Below are 13613 nucleotides of genomic sequence, written 5' to 3' on the forward strand. Positions count from 1 at the left end.
GGTGGCAGGGGTCACGCGGCGGGCGTGGTCCACTGCTGGTTGGCGGCCCCGGTGCAGTCCCAGATCTGGAGCCGGGTGCCGTTGGCCGAGCTGGGTCCCGTGGCGTCGAGGCATCTGCCCGACTGCGGGTTGACCAGGGTGTTGTTGGCGCCGTGCGTCCACTGCTGGGCGCCGGAGCCGTTGCAGTCGTAGAGCTGCGCCTGGGTGCCGTTGGCGGTGCCGCCGCTGGCCAGGTCGAGGCACTTGCCGAGCACCTGGAAGGTGGTGCCGGAGGCGGTCCACTGCTGGGCGGTGGTGCCGTTGCAGTCGTAGAGCTGCACGGCGGTGCCGTTGGCGCTGCTGGCGTTGGCGGCGTCGGCGCACTTGCCGCCGTAGCCGGTGATCGCGCCGGTGTGGCCGGTGCCGCCGCTGCCCGTGCCCTGGGTGCCGTTCCAGGTGAAGGTGGCCGAGGCGCCGGCGGGCAGCGAGTAGGAGAAGTTCTCGTTGCCCCAGTTGGCCCGGATCGTCTGCGCGGACGACGTGTCGTTGTAGGCGATGAGCGCCTTGGACCCGTCGGGGTTGCGCCAGGCGACGTTCGGCACGCTGGTGTTGGCGGTGGAGGCGATCCGGTACGCGCCGGGCTTCACGAATTTCGTGAGGTGGCCCATCGTGTAGTACTCGATCGTGTAGTCCACCTGCCCGCTGCGGCTGTCGCCGTTGTGCACGGTGATCAGGCCGGTGCAGGTGCCGCAGCCGCCGTTGTGCGGACCCATGTTCTGGTCGACCGCCAGGCTCCATTTGACCCAGCTCTGGCCCCAGTTGCGGGTGTAGTCGATCAGATTGTGCATGTCCTCCTTCTGCTGGTTGGCGATCCAGGTGCCACCGGAGTGCTCGGTGTCGAAGGCGGGCAGATTCGGGTACTGGTTGTGGACGGTGGTCTGCTCGCTGACGTCACCGCCGTATCCGTGCCAGGCCAGACCGCCGAAGTTGGGGTCGTTGCGGATGGCCGCGTCGGTGACGGTGGGGGCGGCGTAGCTGTCGTACGTGTCCCAGTTCCAGTCCAGCGCGAGGACCTTGGTGGACAGTCCGGCCGCGTGCAGCGCGGGCAGCAGATTGGTCTTGGTGAAGTACGCCAGCCCCGCGCCGTTCCACTGCGCCGACGGGTAACCGCCGCAACAGGTGGGCTCGTTCTGCACGGTGACGTAGTCGATCGGCACACCCTGCGCCTGGTACGCCTGGAGGTACTTGACGAAGTACTGCGCGTACGCGGCGTAGTACTGCGACTGCAACCAGCCCTGGCTGTAGGCGCCGTTGTCCTTCATCCACGGCGGCGGGGTCCAGGGGGTGCCCATCACCTTGACGTTGGGGTTGAGCTGACGCGCCTGCTTGGTGAGCGGCACGACGTCGGCCAGGTCGTGGGCGATGCTGAAGTGCGCGAGCGTCGGGTCGGTCTGCCCCGCGGGCATGTCGTCGTACGTGTAGTTGCCGCGGGCCAGGTCGGAGGCGCCCATCGGATTGCGCAGGAAGCCGAGGCCGATCCCGTTGACCGGGTCGAACAGCTTCTGCATCACGGTGTTGCGGGTCGAGGCGGACAGCGCGCCGCTGGAGTTCATCAGCCAGGCCGCGGTGTCGGTGAACGAGGCGCCGCCGCCGCTGAACTGCTGGTAGGTGGTCTTCTCGTCGACGGTGACGTTCTGTCCCGAGCCGCCGGTGCCGGTCGCGAAGGTGAGCGGCGTCTGCTGTTCGAGGCCCTTGACGACGTTGCGTCCGCCGGAGTCGGAGGTGGTGGTCAGATAGACCTGCACGCTCTCGCCCGCGGCGTGCGCGGTGGCCGGAACGGCCAGCATGGGGGTGACGGCCGCCGCGGCGGCGGCGAGCATCCCGACGAGTGTGCGCCGCAAGCGGCGTCTGCCCGCGTGGGGGCGGGTTGCTGCGCTCATGGGTCCGGTTGCCTTTCTACGGCTGAGATGGCATGGCCCTGACATGACGAAATGGGCAGTCGTGGGGCGCCCACTTGTTTCATCACTTGTTTCACGACTTATATCGCGACGTGATTTAACTCGCGCACCCTATAGGCGTCAAGGGATTGAACATGGGCTGAATCGCTGTAACAGAATGAAACAGCGGTGATTGCGTGCGGGCGGCCGGTGTGACCTGCGGCATTGGTCCAGACCGCGGGAAGAAGCGCGGCGGCGCGCGGGAGCGGGCTCCGGGGACGTACCTCTTTCCCCCGGCGGGCTCAGCCTCAGGGAGCGGGCTCAGCCTCAGCGGGCCGCCTCAGCGAGCGGCCTCGGCGCCCAGCGGGCGGCCTCAGCGCCGAGCGGGCGCCGTGCTTCCGCGCGGCACCAGGACCGGCGCCTCCAGCAGGATGTCGGCCACTTCCTGGCCGTCGACCAGCGCGAGCAGCGCGGCGGCGGCCCGCTCGCCGTACGCGGGCACGCGCCGGCTGACGGCGGTGAGCGCCGGGTGCACCAGACGGCACAGCTCGCTGTCGTCCCAGGCCACCAGGGACAGTTCGGCCGGGACCGGGATGCCCATCTCCTGCGTCACGCTCAGCGCGGCGACCGCCATCACGTCGTTGTCGTACACGATCGCGGTCGGCCGGTCGGCGCCGGACAGCAGGCGGCGGGTGGCGCGGGCGCCGTCCTCGCCGGAGTAGTCGGTGTACACACAGCTCACGCCGGTCAGGCCCAGTTCGGCCGCCGCCGCGTCGAACGCCTCGCCGCGCTCGCGGGTGTGCACGAAATGCGCGGGCCCCGCGACGCGGGCGATCCTCCGGTGCCCCATCGCGGCCAGATACGCCAGCGTCTCCCGTACGGCCTCTGCGTCGTTGAGCCACACCGACGGGACGCCGGGGACGCCCGCCGCGTGGCCGACCACCACGCCCGGCAGCTCCAACTCCCTGAGCAGGCCCAGCCGGTGGTCGTCGTCGCGCAGGTCGACCAGGAGCACGCCGTCCACCCGCCGCTCCCCCCACCAGCGGCGGTACGCGGCCTCCTCGGCGTCCGCGTCCTCGGTGACCTGGAGCAGCAGCGCCGTGCCGGTGGCGGCGAGACCGGCCTCGACGCCGGAGATGAGCTGCATGAAGAACGGCTCGATGCCCAGCACCCACGCGGGCCGGTCCACGACAAGTCCGATCGCGCCGCTGCGGCTGTTGGACAGCGCGCGGGCGGCGCTGCTCGGATGCCAGCCCATCCGCGCGGCGATCTCCAGAATCCGGGCCCTGGTCTGCGCCGACACCCCGGCCTTGCCGTTCAGCGCGTACGAGACCGCGCCCTTGGACACGCCCGCGGCGTCGGCGATGTCGGCGATGGTGGGACGCTTCACAGGGCTCACTCGGCCTCAAGGTGCCAGGGCCCGCGCGGGCCGTGCTCGGATGCGATCGGCACACACCTTAACAACGCTGAAACGTCGCCGCACCCTGTGTGACGGACTCCCATGGTGCCCTATGAGGCTGCTCCGCTCAACCGGTTCAGCGACTTCGAGCGCCCTGCGCGCGAGCGCCGCTCCGGCCCCGTCACGGCTCCCCCCGACCGGACCGCGTCCCGTACCGCCCGGGGGGTGGCGGGGCGCCGGCTCCGGGGCAGGCGGGCCGCCGGGAGACATGCGCGGAACAGGCGTACAGGGCCCGTGCGCGGCCCCTCCCGGCCGGGCCCCGCCCCTCACGCCCGTGTCGCCGCGATCTCCAGGCGTACGTAGTCCACGACCGGTTCGGCGAGCCGGGCGGCGACGGCCTTGACGAAGGGCTCACGGTCGTCGTCGGCCATGCCGTCGAGGTGGGCGCCGAGGACGACGGTGGCGAGGTAGGACTCCAGTTGGTCGCCGGGCTCGAAGCGGGCCGGGTCCGGCCGGAGGCCGACCTCGATGCCGGTGAACCCGGCGTCGGCGAGCTGCCGCCGGGTGTCCTCGACCCCGGCGAAGTCCCAGACGTCGGGCGCGCCGCCCAGGACGTCGGCCACGGCCGCGTTGACGGCCGCGATGTTGCCCCTGCCGCCGCATTCGCTGACCAGTCGGCCGCCGGGGCGCAGCCGTCCGGCGAGCGAGGTGAAGAGCGCCGCGTGGTCGGCGATCCAGTGGAAGGCGGCGACGCTGAAGACGGCGTCCACCTCGCCGTCGAACGGCAGCGGTCGCGTCAGGTCGGCGTGGACGACCTCGACGCGGTCCAGCCGTCCGGCGAGGCGTTCGCGGAGCTGTTCCAGCATGCGGACGGAGCCGTCCACGGCCACCACCCGGCCGCGCGGCAGGAGGTCGAGCAGGCCCGCCGTGTCGCGGCCGGTGCCGCAACCCGCGTCGAGCACCCGCTCGTCACCGGCCAGCGGCAGCCGCCCGAGCGTGCGCCGTCCCCAGCCGAGGTGCGGCAGGGGCAGCGAGTCGTACGTCTTGGCGTCCCATTCCCTCGGCATGGCGCGGCACTCCGTTCCCCGGCCCTCGGGCCGTCAGCTCCCGCCGCGGCACGGCGAGTTCAGCGGTCACGCTACGCCCGTCGTCCACATCATGACACCCGCATCTCACATAATGAGCTACAGGGTCGCTGACCAGGTCGGCTTGCGGTCCTTGTCGACCAGCGCCGCGCGCACGCCCTCCGCGAAGTCGGGGGTGAACGCCGTCGCGCACGCCCATGCCAGCTCGTCCGCCAGGCACTCCTCAAGCTCCGCGCGGGCGCCGCGCGCCAGCAGGTCGAAGGTGATCGCCAGGCTCGCGGGCGACGCACGGCGCAGCGCCTCCAGCGTGTCGTCCGCCCACGCGCGGTCCTCGTCCTCCGCCACCAGCCGCGCCCACACCTCGCCGAGGTCGGGGGCCGCGAAGCAGCGTTCGATCGCGGCGAGGTGGTCCGTCAGCTCCGACGGCGGCGCGCCGACGTACCGCGCCAACGGCGCCCCTGCCAGGTCCGTGCCGTCGTCGCCGATCAGCGCCGCCTCCAGCGCGGGCAGTTCGGCGGCGGGCACGTAATGCGTGGCGAGACCGCACGCCACGGCCGCCGCGCCCGACACCCGCACACCGGTCAGCCCGAGATACCAGCCGACCGCGCCCGGCAACCGGGGCAGGAAGTAGCTGGCGCCGATGTCGGGGAAGAAGCCGATCCCCGTCTCCGGCATGGCGAGCGCCGCCCGCTCGGTCACGACCCGCGCCGACCCGTGCACCGAGATGCCGAGGCCGCCGCCCATCGCGTAACCGTCGATCAGCGCCGTGTACGGCTTCGGGTACCGCGCGATCATCGCGTTGAGCCCGTACTCGGCCGTGAAGTACGTCTTCACCGCCGTCTCGTCCCCGGCGAGCGCCGCCGCCCGTACGGCCCTGATGTCACCGCCCGAGCAGAACGCCTTGGGCGACGTGCTGCGCACCACGACCGACCGTACGGCCGCGTCGTCGCGCCACCCCTCCAGCGCCTGCGTCATCAGCCGGACCATCGTCAGGTCCAGCGCGTTCAGCGCCCCCGGACGGTCCAGCTCGATCACCCCCGTGCCCCCTTCGCTCACACGGGTCCTCACGGGCGATCCGACGGCATCCATGCTGCTCCCCACGGCTTCCGGACCCCGCCACCGGAGCCTCGCCCCCATCCAAACAGACGCCTCTCGACGCCCCGCGCGAGCGGCCCCGGCACCGGCGGGCGGTGACGCGGGCGGGCAGGGGTGTGCGGAACCGTCTCACCAGGCCGACGCGCGGTACGCGCCCCCGAGGGACTTGGTACGCTCGGCGACGGGCCGTGACTGGCGCGCTGGGATGGGTTCAACCATCGGGAAGCGGCCCGCGCTGGAAGCGATGAAGTGCCGTGCGCCTGGGCCGTCCCGTTCCGATCAGGAGGACTCCCATGGCCGCTTCCGAGCCGTCTGCCAGCACCGCCTCAACCGCTTCAACCGCCTTCCGCAGCGCGCTGGACGTGATCCGCGGGGTCGAACCGCGCGTCGCGGACGCCATCGCGAACGAGCTGACGGACCAGCGCGAGATGCTGAAGCTGATCGCCAGCGAGAACTACGCGTCGCCCGCCGTGCTGCTGGCGATGGGCAACTGGTTCAGCGACAAGTACGCCGAGGGGACCGTCGGCCGCCGTTTCTACGCGGGCTGCCGCAATGTGGACACCGCCGAGTCGCTGGCCGCCGAGCACGCGCGGACCGTGTTCGGCGCCGACCACGCCTACGTACAGCCGCACTCGGGCATCGACGCGAATCTGGTGGCCTTCTGGGCGGTGCTGTCGCAGCGGGTCGAGAGCCCGGCGCTGGCCAAGGCGGGCGTCAGGCAGGTCAACGACCTGTCGGAGGGGGACTGGGCGGAACTGCGCCGCGAATTCGGCAACCAGCGGATGCTCGGCATGTCCCTGGACGCGGGCGGCCACCTGACCCACGGCTTCCGCCCGAACATCTCGGGCAAGATGTTCGACCAGCGCAGTTACGGCACCGACCCGGCGACCGGTCTGCTGGACTACGACGCGGTACGGGCCACCGCCCGCGAATTCCGTCCGATGATCATCGTGGCGGGCTACTCGGCGTACCCCCGGCTGGTGAACTTCCGTCTCATGCGGGAGATCGCGGACGAGGTCGGCGCGACGCTCATGGTGGACATGGCGCACTTCGCCGGTCTGGTCGCGGGCAAGGTACTGACCGGCGACTTCGACCCGGTGCCGCACGCGAGCATCGTCACGACGACCACGCACAAGTCGCTGCGCGGCCCGCGCGGCGGCATGGTGCTGTGCGACGACTCGCTGGCCGAGCACGTCGACCGCGGCTGCCCGATGGTGCTGGGCGGCCCGCTGCCGCACGTCATGGCGGCGAAGGCCGTGGCGCTCGCGGAGGCGGCGCGGCCGGAGTTCGCCGACTACGCGCAGGCCGTCGTCGACAACGCGCGCTCCCTCGCCGAGGGGCTGCTGACCCGCGGCGCGAAGCTGGTGACGGGCGGCACCGACAACCACCTCGTGCTGATCGACGTCTCCGGCTACGGGCTGACCGGCCGCCAGGCCGAGGCCGCGCTGCTGGACGCGGGCATCGTCACCAACCGCAATTCGGTGCCGCAGGACCCGAACGGCGCCTGGTACACCTCCGGCATCCGGATCGGCACCCCGGCGCTCACCACGCGCGGGCTCGGCGCGGTCGAGATGGACGAGATCGCGGGCCTGATCGACACGGTGCTGTCCGGTACGACGGCCGCGCCCGCGAAGAGCGGCGGCCTGTCGAAGGCGAAGCACGTGCTGGACGCGGCGGTGGCGGAGCAGGTCGCCAAGCGCGCCGCCGACCTGCTCGCGGGCTTCCCCCTCTACCCGGGCATCGACCTGGGCTAGCGCCCGCGACCCGAACCGGGTCCTGGACCGGACTCACCGAACGCCGAGCGGGCCCTTCCCTTGCGGGAGGGCCCGCTCTGTTCGGCGGATCGGCGGATCGGCAGTCCCTAGCTGAACTGCCAGATCACGCCGTGGTGGGCGATCGTCAGCGCCAGGACGACCAGCAGGTCGGCGACGCCGAGGGCGAAGCCGAGCAGCGCGCGCCCGCGGCGCTGGGTGCCGCGGCTGATCGCGACCAGGGCCAGCACGATGGCGACCGGGCCGAGCACGAGGTTGAGGACGAGCAGGCCGGGGAGGCCGAGCAGGAAGGACGCGACGGCCATGCCGTCGGCGTCACGGGTGTTCGCGGCCGGTGTGCCGGTCGCGACCGGGTGGGCTGCGGTGTTCACGGTGTTCCTTCCGGGAACTGTCGTGGTGGGCCGGGGTGTCGGGCCGGTAGGGGCCCGTGCCGCACGCGGAGTGCGGGGTGCGCGTCGGCGTGGGTTCAGCCGCGGTGCCGGGCGATGCCCTCGCGGACCGCGAAGCCGAACAGCCAGACGGCGATGGCGCCCGCGGCGACGAGGAAGACCGGCAGCGTGGTGTGGGCGGCGGCGCCCATCAGGACGCCCATGCCGAGCAGGAGGACGACGAGGCTCATGTCTGCTCCACTTCCGGGGAGTTGACGTTTCAGATAACACTTGTTCACTGACTTCATCAGTGTAGCGCCGGGCCGCGCTGGCCAAAGTCGGAGAACGGTTGTTTACTGAATGACATGAGTCACACTCCGGGGGTCCGCCAGGCACAGAAGCAGCAGACCCGGCAGGCGCTGCTGGACGCGGGCCTGCGGCTGCTGGAGCACCAGAACCTCAGCAGCCTGGGCCTGCGCGAGCTGACCCGGGAGATCGGCGTCTCCCCCGCCGCCTTCTACCGGCACTTCCCCGACATGGCCGACCTCGGCGTCGCCCTGGTCGCCGAGTCGCTGGGCAGCCTGCACACCGTGATCCGGGCGGTGCTGGCCGAGGGCGCCGATTCCGCGGAACTCATCGACCGGACGGTGGCGCTCACCGCGGCGTACGTGGCGGAGCACCGCGCGCATGTCCGCTTCGTCGCCCGCGAGCGGCACGGCGGCGTGGCGCGGGTCCGCGAGGCCATCGCCGCGGAGCTGAACGGTTTCGCCGACGAGGTGGCCGCGGGACTCGCCGCGCAGCCCGTCTCCGCGGGCTGGCCGGCCGACGACCTCCGCGTACTGGCCGAGCTGTACGTCGACCACATGGTGATGACGGCCGCGGCCTTCCTGGAGGCCCCCGCGGACGACCCGGCGGCGCGCGACCGCATCATCCACGCCGCCCGGATGCGCATGCGCGTCATCAGCATCGGCCGCGCCCACTGGCTCGACCCGGAGGCGTAGCGAGCCGGTCCGGGAGCGCGGGACGAGCCGGTCCGGGCCACAAAAAGGGGTGCCGCCGGTGCGAATGGAGACCCATCCGCACCGGCCGTCCCCCGTTGTCCCCGCGCCTCCCCCGACACGGGACACCCACGATGCCCAGGGGCACCGGTGCCCCCGATCATGTCCCGGACAGGAGGTGCCAAGGGAGGGCATAACGCGCCACGCACCGGACCCAACACGCCACATGCCGCGTAAGCTGCCGGAACCCCTTCGCATGAACCATGCGCCACGCACCACGCACCACGCACACCTCCCGACCCGACCCGACCCGACGAGCCGACTGCCCGAGGAGCCGGTCATGCCCCCCACCGCGACACCGCCCGTCGGCCCGGCAGGGCCCGCCGCCCCCGACCGGCTGACGGAGCCCGACCGGCTGACGGAGTGCGTCGTCGTGCCGCGCTTCATCGCCACTGCGGCCACCCCGAGCCTCGCGCAGGCGCGGCAGCTCGTACGGGCGGCGGGACTGCCGAACGTCCTGCACGGGCCGGAGACCGCGCGGACGCCGTCCGCGAACACCTACCGCCTCTGGGGCGCGGTGCTGGCCCGCACGGAGCGGCCGGACGCCGGGCTGCTGGCCGCCGCGGGCTACCGGCCGGGACTGCTCGACCTCTTCGACTACCTGTTGAGCACCGCGCCCACCGTCGGCGAGGGCCTGGCCAGGGCCGCCTCGTACATCCATCTGGTGAGCAGCAATTCGGTGCTGACCAGCACGGAGTCGGGCGACGAGGTGAGCGTGGAGTACGCGGTGCGGCGCGGTGACGACGAACTGCGGGGCGTCGTCGCGGAGTTCGCCCTGTCGGTGGTCACCTCGCAACTGCGCCACGCCACCGGGACGGCCCTCACCCCGCTGCGGGTCTCCTTCACCCACCGGCGGCCACGCGGACACGGCGGCTACGGGGAGGCGTTCGGCGACGCGCCGGTGGACTTCGACGCCGAGGCGGACGCGATCACGCTGCACCGCGCCGATCTGGAACGCCCGTTGGTCACCGCGGACCCGGCGCTCGCCGCGATCATGATGCGTACCGCGCGGACCGTACGGGTTCCCCGGGCGGACACCGAGGGCGTCGCCGTGCCCGGTCTGCGCGAGGCGATCATCACCCAACTGCCCGAGGGACGACCCTCGTTGGCCGAAGCGGCGCGGCGGCTCGCGGTCAGCCCGCGCACCCTCCAGCGCCGTCTCGGCGAGTCGGGCACCACCTGGCGCGCCGAACTCGACGCCGTACGCCGTGAACGGTCCGCCGATCCCCGGCACGCGGGCGGCGGCTCCGCCCAGCGCGCGGCCCGCCTCGGTTTCGCCGAATCCCGGTCGCTGCGCCGCGCGATGAACCGCTGGGACGCGCGCGAGCGCGAGACCGGGCAGCATACGGATCGGGCGGACCGGGCGGACCAGGCGGAACAGGTGGGCCAGGACAGGGAAACGGAACGCGACAGGGAGTGGGGACGACGTGCGTGAGTCCGGTGAGCACACCGAGGGCGGCGACCCCGTCTGCTGGCTGAACCGCGTCTGCGACGAATGCGGCGCCTTCCGCGAGGACATGACGGCCCGCGCCTGCGCCCGCTGCGGTACGCCGTTCCCGACGGGTGACGGCGTCGGGCCGGGCCAGGCCCGCGAGCACCCCGACCGCACCGACCACGACTCCCCCTCCGACTGACCCCGCAGCCCGCCCCAGCCCGCAGAGAGCCGCCCGCATGCCCGGATCCGACCGCGTCCTCGTCTTCAGCGCCACCGCCGGGTACCGGCACGACTCCATACCGGCCGGGGCCGCCGCCCTCACCGAGATCGCGGCGGACCACGGACTGCGCGTCCACCACACCGAGGACAGCGCGGAGTTGGGGGCAGCCGTGCTCGACGGCTGCGCGGCCGTCGTCTTCCTCTCCCCCACCGGTGACGTCCTCGACGACCTGACCCGCCGTCACCTGCGGGCCTACGTCACGGACGGCGGCGGTTTCCTCGGCGTCCACGCCGCCGCCTGCGCGGAGGAGCACTGGCCGTACTATGAAGAGCTGGTCGGCGCCCGCTTCGACGGGCACCCGGAGATCCAGCGGGCCGAGATGACCGTCGAGGACCGTACGCACCCGGCGACCGCGCACCTGCCGGAGCGCTGGACGTGGACCGACGAGTGGTACAACTTCCGCGCCAATCCCCGCGATGCCGGCCGGGCCACCGGCGCGGACGCGGGCGTACGCGTGCTGGCCTCGGTGGACGAGCGGGGCTACACCGGCGGCACGATGGGCGCCGACCATCCGCTGGTGTGGTGCCGTCGCCTGGGTGCGGGCCGGTCGTTCTACACGGCGCTGGGCCACGACGCGACGGCCTACGCCGACCCGGACTTCCGCGCCCACCTGCGCGGCGCGCTCCTGTGGTGCGCCGCGAAAGGCCCGTCCGGCGACGGGAACTGACGGCGGATCACGCAACCGGAGGGCGCGCGGGGGCCAACCATGCGCCGCAAATCTGCGCGTTCGCGGGCGCAATCGGCTACCGCGCTACTACCCTGAGTCGCCGCGGGGTTGGCGAGGCGGAGCCGGGAGGGCCGGATGGACGCAGAGCCTAAGAACGGAACGGAGCCCGTACGGTCGGGCGGCCGGCCGGCGGAGCAGTTCGACCAGTTACTCCGCCGTGCGGAGAACGGGGAACGGGTGGAACCCGTCCTGGCCGCGGAGGTGCGCACCGCGCTGATGCACTACTGCGGCCTCCAGTCGTGCCGTCACACCAAGGGCCCGCCGCGCAAGCTGAACCGGCGCACCTTCCGGCACAGCTTCCTGCTGCCGGACGGCGCCGTCCGCGTGGTGTGGGAGCTCGAACACAACGCGGGGCCGGACGACGGCGCCGTGCACCGCGCCGTCTTCACCGAACGCGAGGACCTGACGCTCGCCGAGTGGGAGGTCGACGCGGTCTTCGGCGGCTCCCCGGGACCGCGCGACCTCGCCCCCGACGCGCCCGCGTCGCCGTACGAGGACACGTTGCCCGCGACCGCGACCGGGCTGCTCGCCGACACCCCCGACGCCTTCCGTCGCGCGTACACCGAGGGCGACTCCGCCGAGCACGCCTGGCGGCTGCTGCGCCGCGCGACCAACGCCAACGCGCCCGGCCAGGACGTCCGCGGCAGGCTGCGCGCCGCGATCGCGCACGACATCAGCATCGTCACCCGCCGCAGCGCCCTGATCCGGGGCCGCCATGTGTCGTGGTCGCTGTACGAGCACGCGTTCCTGCTGCTGGACGGCACCGAGGTGAGCCTGTGGGAGATCGACCACACCCGCACACCGAGCGGCGACCCGGTGTGCGAGGTCTACGCGTCGCAGGACGCGGCCCTGGACACGGCGGTACGGCGGATCGAGGCGGCCTGAGGACGTCGATCCGTACGGGCACGGGCTAAAGGACGGCCCCCACCGCGCCGTTGGCCGCGGCACGCGCGCGGGCGACGGCCGCGGCGAGGTCGGCGGCGCCGATGATCTCCTCGTGGGTGCCGTGGCTCCCGCAGGCGTAGGCGCCGGAGACGGAACCGGCGAGCACGCACTCCGCCAGGTCGCGCCCGGCGAACCGGGCGTGCAGGAAGGCGGTGAGGAAGGCGTCACCGGCTCCGTTGCTGTCCACGACCGGGCGTTCGGGGGTGACGGCGGGGAAGTGCCGCGGCCGGTCGTCGCCGCGGGCCAGGACGTGGCAGCCCGCGGCGCCGTCGGTGGCGACGACCAGCGAGGCCCTGCCCCGCTCGACGATCCGCAGCATCACCGCGCCGATCCCGTCGCCCACCGAGGCGGCGCTGAAGAAGACGAGATCCGCGCCGTACGCCCACGGGTGGGCGGAGGCGTCCTCGCCGTCCCAGGCGTGCAGGTCGGTGGAGACGGTGCGGCCCAGCCGGGCGGCGTCGGCGAACACGTCCTGGGCCAGGGGCGATCGGGAGATGTGCACATGGCGGGCGCGTTCCAGGTGGGGCAGGTAGAAGGCGCTCGGCAGCCGCAGGCCGTCCGGGTGGCGGCCGTCGTAGAAGGAGAAGCGCCGCCCTTCGCGGTCGACCAGGTTGACGCTGCGCGGGGTGCCCGCGGGCGCGGGCAGATGGCTGAAGTCGAGCCCGGCGGACGCGTACCGCTCCAGGATCATCCGGCCCTGCGCGTCGTCGCCGAGGAAGTCGATGAATTTGGTGGTCAGGCCGAGCGCGTGGAAGCCGAGGGCGACGCCGTTGCCGGTGTGCGCGACATAGTCGCGGATCGGCGGGACGCCGACCGAGTCGCTGTCGGGGATGGCGAAGTCGTCGACCCGCACGATGGTGTCCACGCCGGTGCCGCCGACCACGAGGACGTCGTAGTCGGGGCTCGCGGAACCGGGGCTTTCTGAACCGGCGCTTTCGGAACCGGGCGCGTCCGCGACCCGTACCTCGGCGTCCGTCGCGTCGCGGCCCCGCGGTGCGGTGGTCATCGGCGGTCTCCCTCGTGGTCACCGCGGCGCGCGGCGTGGTCCTGGTGCGCGGTCAGTATCAGCAGCGACAGCCGGGACAGCGGCGGCACCGGGTCGGTGCGGCCCGCCCGCTGCCAGGCGATGATGATCGTCAGTCTGATCATCTTCCGGGCGACGTACAACAGCAACGCGGCCATGGGCAGTTCGGCGAGGCCGGCGGTGAGCAGCGAGCCCACCCTGTCGTCGCTGTTCCAGTCGAGGACGACGTCGAACCAGGCGTCGCAGATCAGCAGGGTGCCGGTGACGATCGCCCACGGGATGAAGATCTGGAGCCGCCGCCAGGCGCACAGCGCGGTGACGCCGATCGCGAGGATCAGCGCGCAGTCGAAGCCGACCCACGCGAAGCGCCACTGGCTGACCACCCGGTGGCTCGGGAGGCTCGCCAGCAGGTAGCCGATCCAGGGGATGAGGAAGATGAAGCTTCCGGTGACGACCGCGAGGAACATCTGGCGCATGTGACGCACGTGAGGATCGTGCGGCGAGGGAAC

At 72.6% G+C, this 13613-nt stretch carries 14 protein-coding genes and 1 riboswitch; of the genes, 6 read left to right on the plus strand and 8 right to left on the minus strand.

Annotation, left to right across the window (positions count from 1 at the left end):
* Positions 1–11: 11 nt before the first annotated feature.
* The 4 genes from ACFZAM_RS13825 to ACFZAM_RS13840 all read right to left on the minus strand — a co-directional run bounded on the left by ACFZAM_RS13825 (position 12) and on the right by ACFZAM_RS13840 (position 5456).
* Positions 12–1919, minus strand: coding sequence for a ricin-type beta-trefoil lectin domain protein (locus ACFZAM_RS13825; protein WP_391045756.1), 1908 nt, complete (start codon positions 1917–1919; stop codon positions 12–14).
* A 370-nt stretch (positions 1920–2289) separates the two neighbouring features.
* Positions 2290–3306 (minus strand): LacI family DNA-binding transcriptional regulator, encoded by a 1017-nt coding sequence (locus tag ACFZAM_RS13830; RefSeq protein WP_355346758.1) that lies wholly within the window; start codon positions 3304–3306, stop codon positions 2290–2292.
* Between the two features lie 335 nt (positions 3307–3641).
* Positions 3642–4382, minus strand: a complete 741-nt coding sequence (locus tag ACFZAM_RS13835) for a methyltransferase domain-containing protein (RefSeq protein ID WP_391045759.1) — start codon at positions 4380–4382, stop codon at positions 3642–3644.
* A 117-nt stretch (positions 4383–4499) separates the two neighbouring features.
* On the minus strand, positions 4500–5456 hold the full coding sequence (locus ACFZAM_RS13840; RefSeq protein ID WP_391045761.1) for a 3-hydroxyisobutyryl-CoA hydrolase: 957 nt from the start codon (positions 5454–5456) through the stop codon (positions 4500–4502).
* 217 nt (positions 5457–5673) lie between these two features.
* Positions 5674–5768: riboswitch (ZMP/ZTP riboswitch) on the plus strand.
* A 20-nt stretch (positions 5769–5788) separates the two neighbouring features.
* On the opposite strand from ACFZAM_RS13840, the gene ACFZAM_RS13845 reads away from it, so the two are divergent.
* Positions 5789–7249: a glycine hydroxymethyltransferase gene (locus ACFZAM_RS13845; protein WP_391045762.1), complete on the plus strand. Its 1461-nt coding sequence runs from the start codon at positions 5789–5791 to the stop codon at positions 7247–7249.
* A 107-nt stretch (positions 7250–7356) separates the two neighbouring features.
* On the opposite strand, the gene ACFZAM_RS13850 is transcribed toward ACFZAM_RS13845, so the two are convergent.
* Both ACFZAM_RS13850 and ACFZAM_RS13855 read right to left on the minus strand, forming a co-directional pair.
* Positions 7357–7572, minus strand: coding sequence for a DUF4190 domain-containing protein (locus ACFZAM_RS13850; RefSeq protein WP_355346831.1), 216 nt, complete (start codon positions 7570–7572; stop codon positions 7357–7359).
* A gap of 161 nt (positions 7573–7733) precedes the next feature.
* Positions 7734–7886, minus strand: coding sequence for a hypothetical protein (locus tag ACFZAM_RS13855; protein ID WP_355346770.1), 153 nt, complete (start codon positions 7884–7886; stop codon positions 7734–7736).
* A gap of 114 nt (positions 7887–8000) precedes the next feature.
* On the opposite strand from ACFZAM_RS13855, the gene ACFZAM_RS13860 reads away from it, so the two are divergent.
* The 5 genes from ACFZAM_RS13860 to ACFZAM_RS13880 all read left to right on the plus strand — a co-directional run bounded on the left by ACFZAM_RS13860 (position 8001) and on the right by ACFZAM_RS13880 (position 12020).
* Entirely contained in the window at positions 8001–8636 is a 636-nt protein-coding gene (locus tag ACFZAM_RS13860) for a TetR family transcriptional regulator (protein ID WP_391045764.1), read from the plus strand.
* A 337-nt stretch (positions 8637–8973) separates the two neighbouring features.
* Entirely contained in the window at positions 8974–10128 is a 1155-nt protein-coding gene (locus ACFZAM_RS13865; RefSeq protein WP_391045766.1) for an AraC family transcriptional regulator ligand-binding domain-containing protein, read from the plus strand.
* Complete coding sequence (locus ACFZAM_RS13870; RefSeq protein ID WP_355346779.1) at positions 10121–10327, plus strand: hypothetical protein; 207 nt, start codon at positions 10121–10123, stop codon at positions 10325–10327. The genes ACFZAM_RS13865 and ACFZAM_RS13870 overlap by 8 nt, the downstream gene beginning before the upstream one ends.
* Positions 10328–10364: 37 nt before the next feature.
* Positions 10365–11075: a ThuA domain-containing protein gene (locus ACFZAM_RS13875; protein ID WP_355346782.1), complete on the plus strand. Its 711-nt coding sequence runs from the start codon at positions 10365–10367 to the stop codon at positions 11073–11075.
* A gap of 135 nt (positions 11076–11210) precedes the next feature.
* A complete protein-coding gene (locus tag ACFZAM_RS13880; protein ID WP_355346784.1) occupies positions 11211–12020 on the plus strand; it encodes a DUF6227 family protein in 810 nt (269 codons plus the stop codon).
* Positions 12021–12045: 25 nt separating this feature from the next.
* Here ACFZAM_RS13880 and ACFZAM_RS13885 read toward each other — a convergent pair whose 3' ends face one another.
* Together ACFZAM_RS13885 and ACFZAM_RS13890 are read right to left on the minus strand one after the other, a co-directional pair.
* On the minus strand, positions 12046–13086 hold the full coding sequence (locus tag ACFZAM_RS13885; protein WP_391045770.1) for a PfkB family carbohydrate kinase: 1041 nt from the start codon (positions 13084–13086) through the stop codon (positions 12046–12048).
* Complete coding sequence (locus ACFZAM_RS13890; protein WP_355346790.1) at positions 13083–13589, minus strand: hypothetical protein; 507 nt, start codon at positions 13587–13589, stop codon at positions 13083–13085. Before ACFZAM_RS13890 ends, ACFZAM_RS13885 begins: the two co-directional genes overlap by 4 nt.
* Positions 13590–13613 lie beyond the last annotated feature (24 nt).

Origin of the sequence: Streptomyces sp. NPDC008079 (genome assembly GCF_042957385.1) — a bacterium.
Taxonomy (GTDB): Bacteria; Actinomycetota; Actinomycetes; order Streptomycetales; family Streptomycetaceae; genus Actinacidiphila.

Excerpts from the sequence above, each read along its gene's own strand:
- ACFZAM_RS13825 (WP_391045756.1), bottom strand. The coding sequence starts at position 1,919 with ATGAGCGCAGCAACCCGCCCCCACGCGGGCAGACGCCGCTTGCGGCGC.
- ACFZAM_RS13835 (WP_391045759.1), bottom strand. The coding sequence starts at position 4,382 with ATGCCGAGGGAATGGGACGCCAAGACGTACGACTCGCTGCCCCTGCCG.
- ACFZAM_RS13845 (WP_391045762.1), top strand. The coding sequence starts at position 5,789 with ATGGCCGCTTCCGAGCCGTCTGCCAGCACCGCCTCAACCGCTTCAACC.
- ACFZAM_RS13850 (WP_355346831.1), bottom strand. The coding sequence starts at position 7,572 with ATGGCCGTCGCGTCCTTCCTGCTCGGCCTCCCCGGCCTGCTCGTCCTC.
- ACFZAM_RS13855 (WP_355346770.1), bottom strand. The coding sequence starts at position 7,886 with ATGAGCCTCGTCGTCCTCCTGCTCGGCATGGGCGTCCTGATGGGCGCC.
- ACFZAM_RS13860 (WP_391045764.1), top strand. The coding sequence starts at position 8,001 with ATGAGTCACACTCCGGGGGTCCGCCAGGCACAGAAGCAGCAGACCCGG.
- ACFZAM_RS13865 (WP_391045766.1), top strand. The coding sequence starts at position 8,974 with ATGCCCCCCACCGCGACACCGCCCGTCGGCCCGGCAGGGCCCGCCGCC.
- ACFZAM_RS13875 (WP_355346782.1), top strand. The coding sequence starts at position 10,365 with ATGCCCGGATCCGACCGCGTCCTCGTCTTCAGCGCCACCGCCGGGTAC.
- ACFZAM_RS13880 (WP_355346784.1), top strand. The coding sequence starts at position 11,211 with ATGGACGCAGAGCCTAAGAACGGAACGGAGCCCGTACGGTCGGGCGGC.
- ACFZAM_RS13885 (WP_391045770.1), bottom strand. The coding sequence starts at position 13,086 with ATGACCACCGCACCGCGGGGCCGCGACGCGACGGACGCCGAGGTACGG.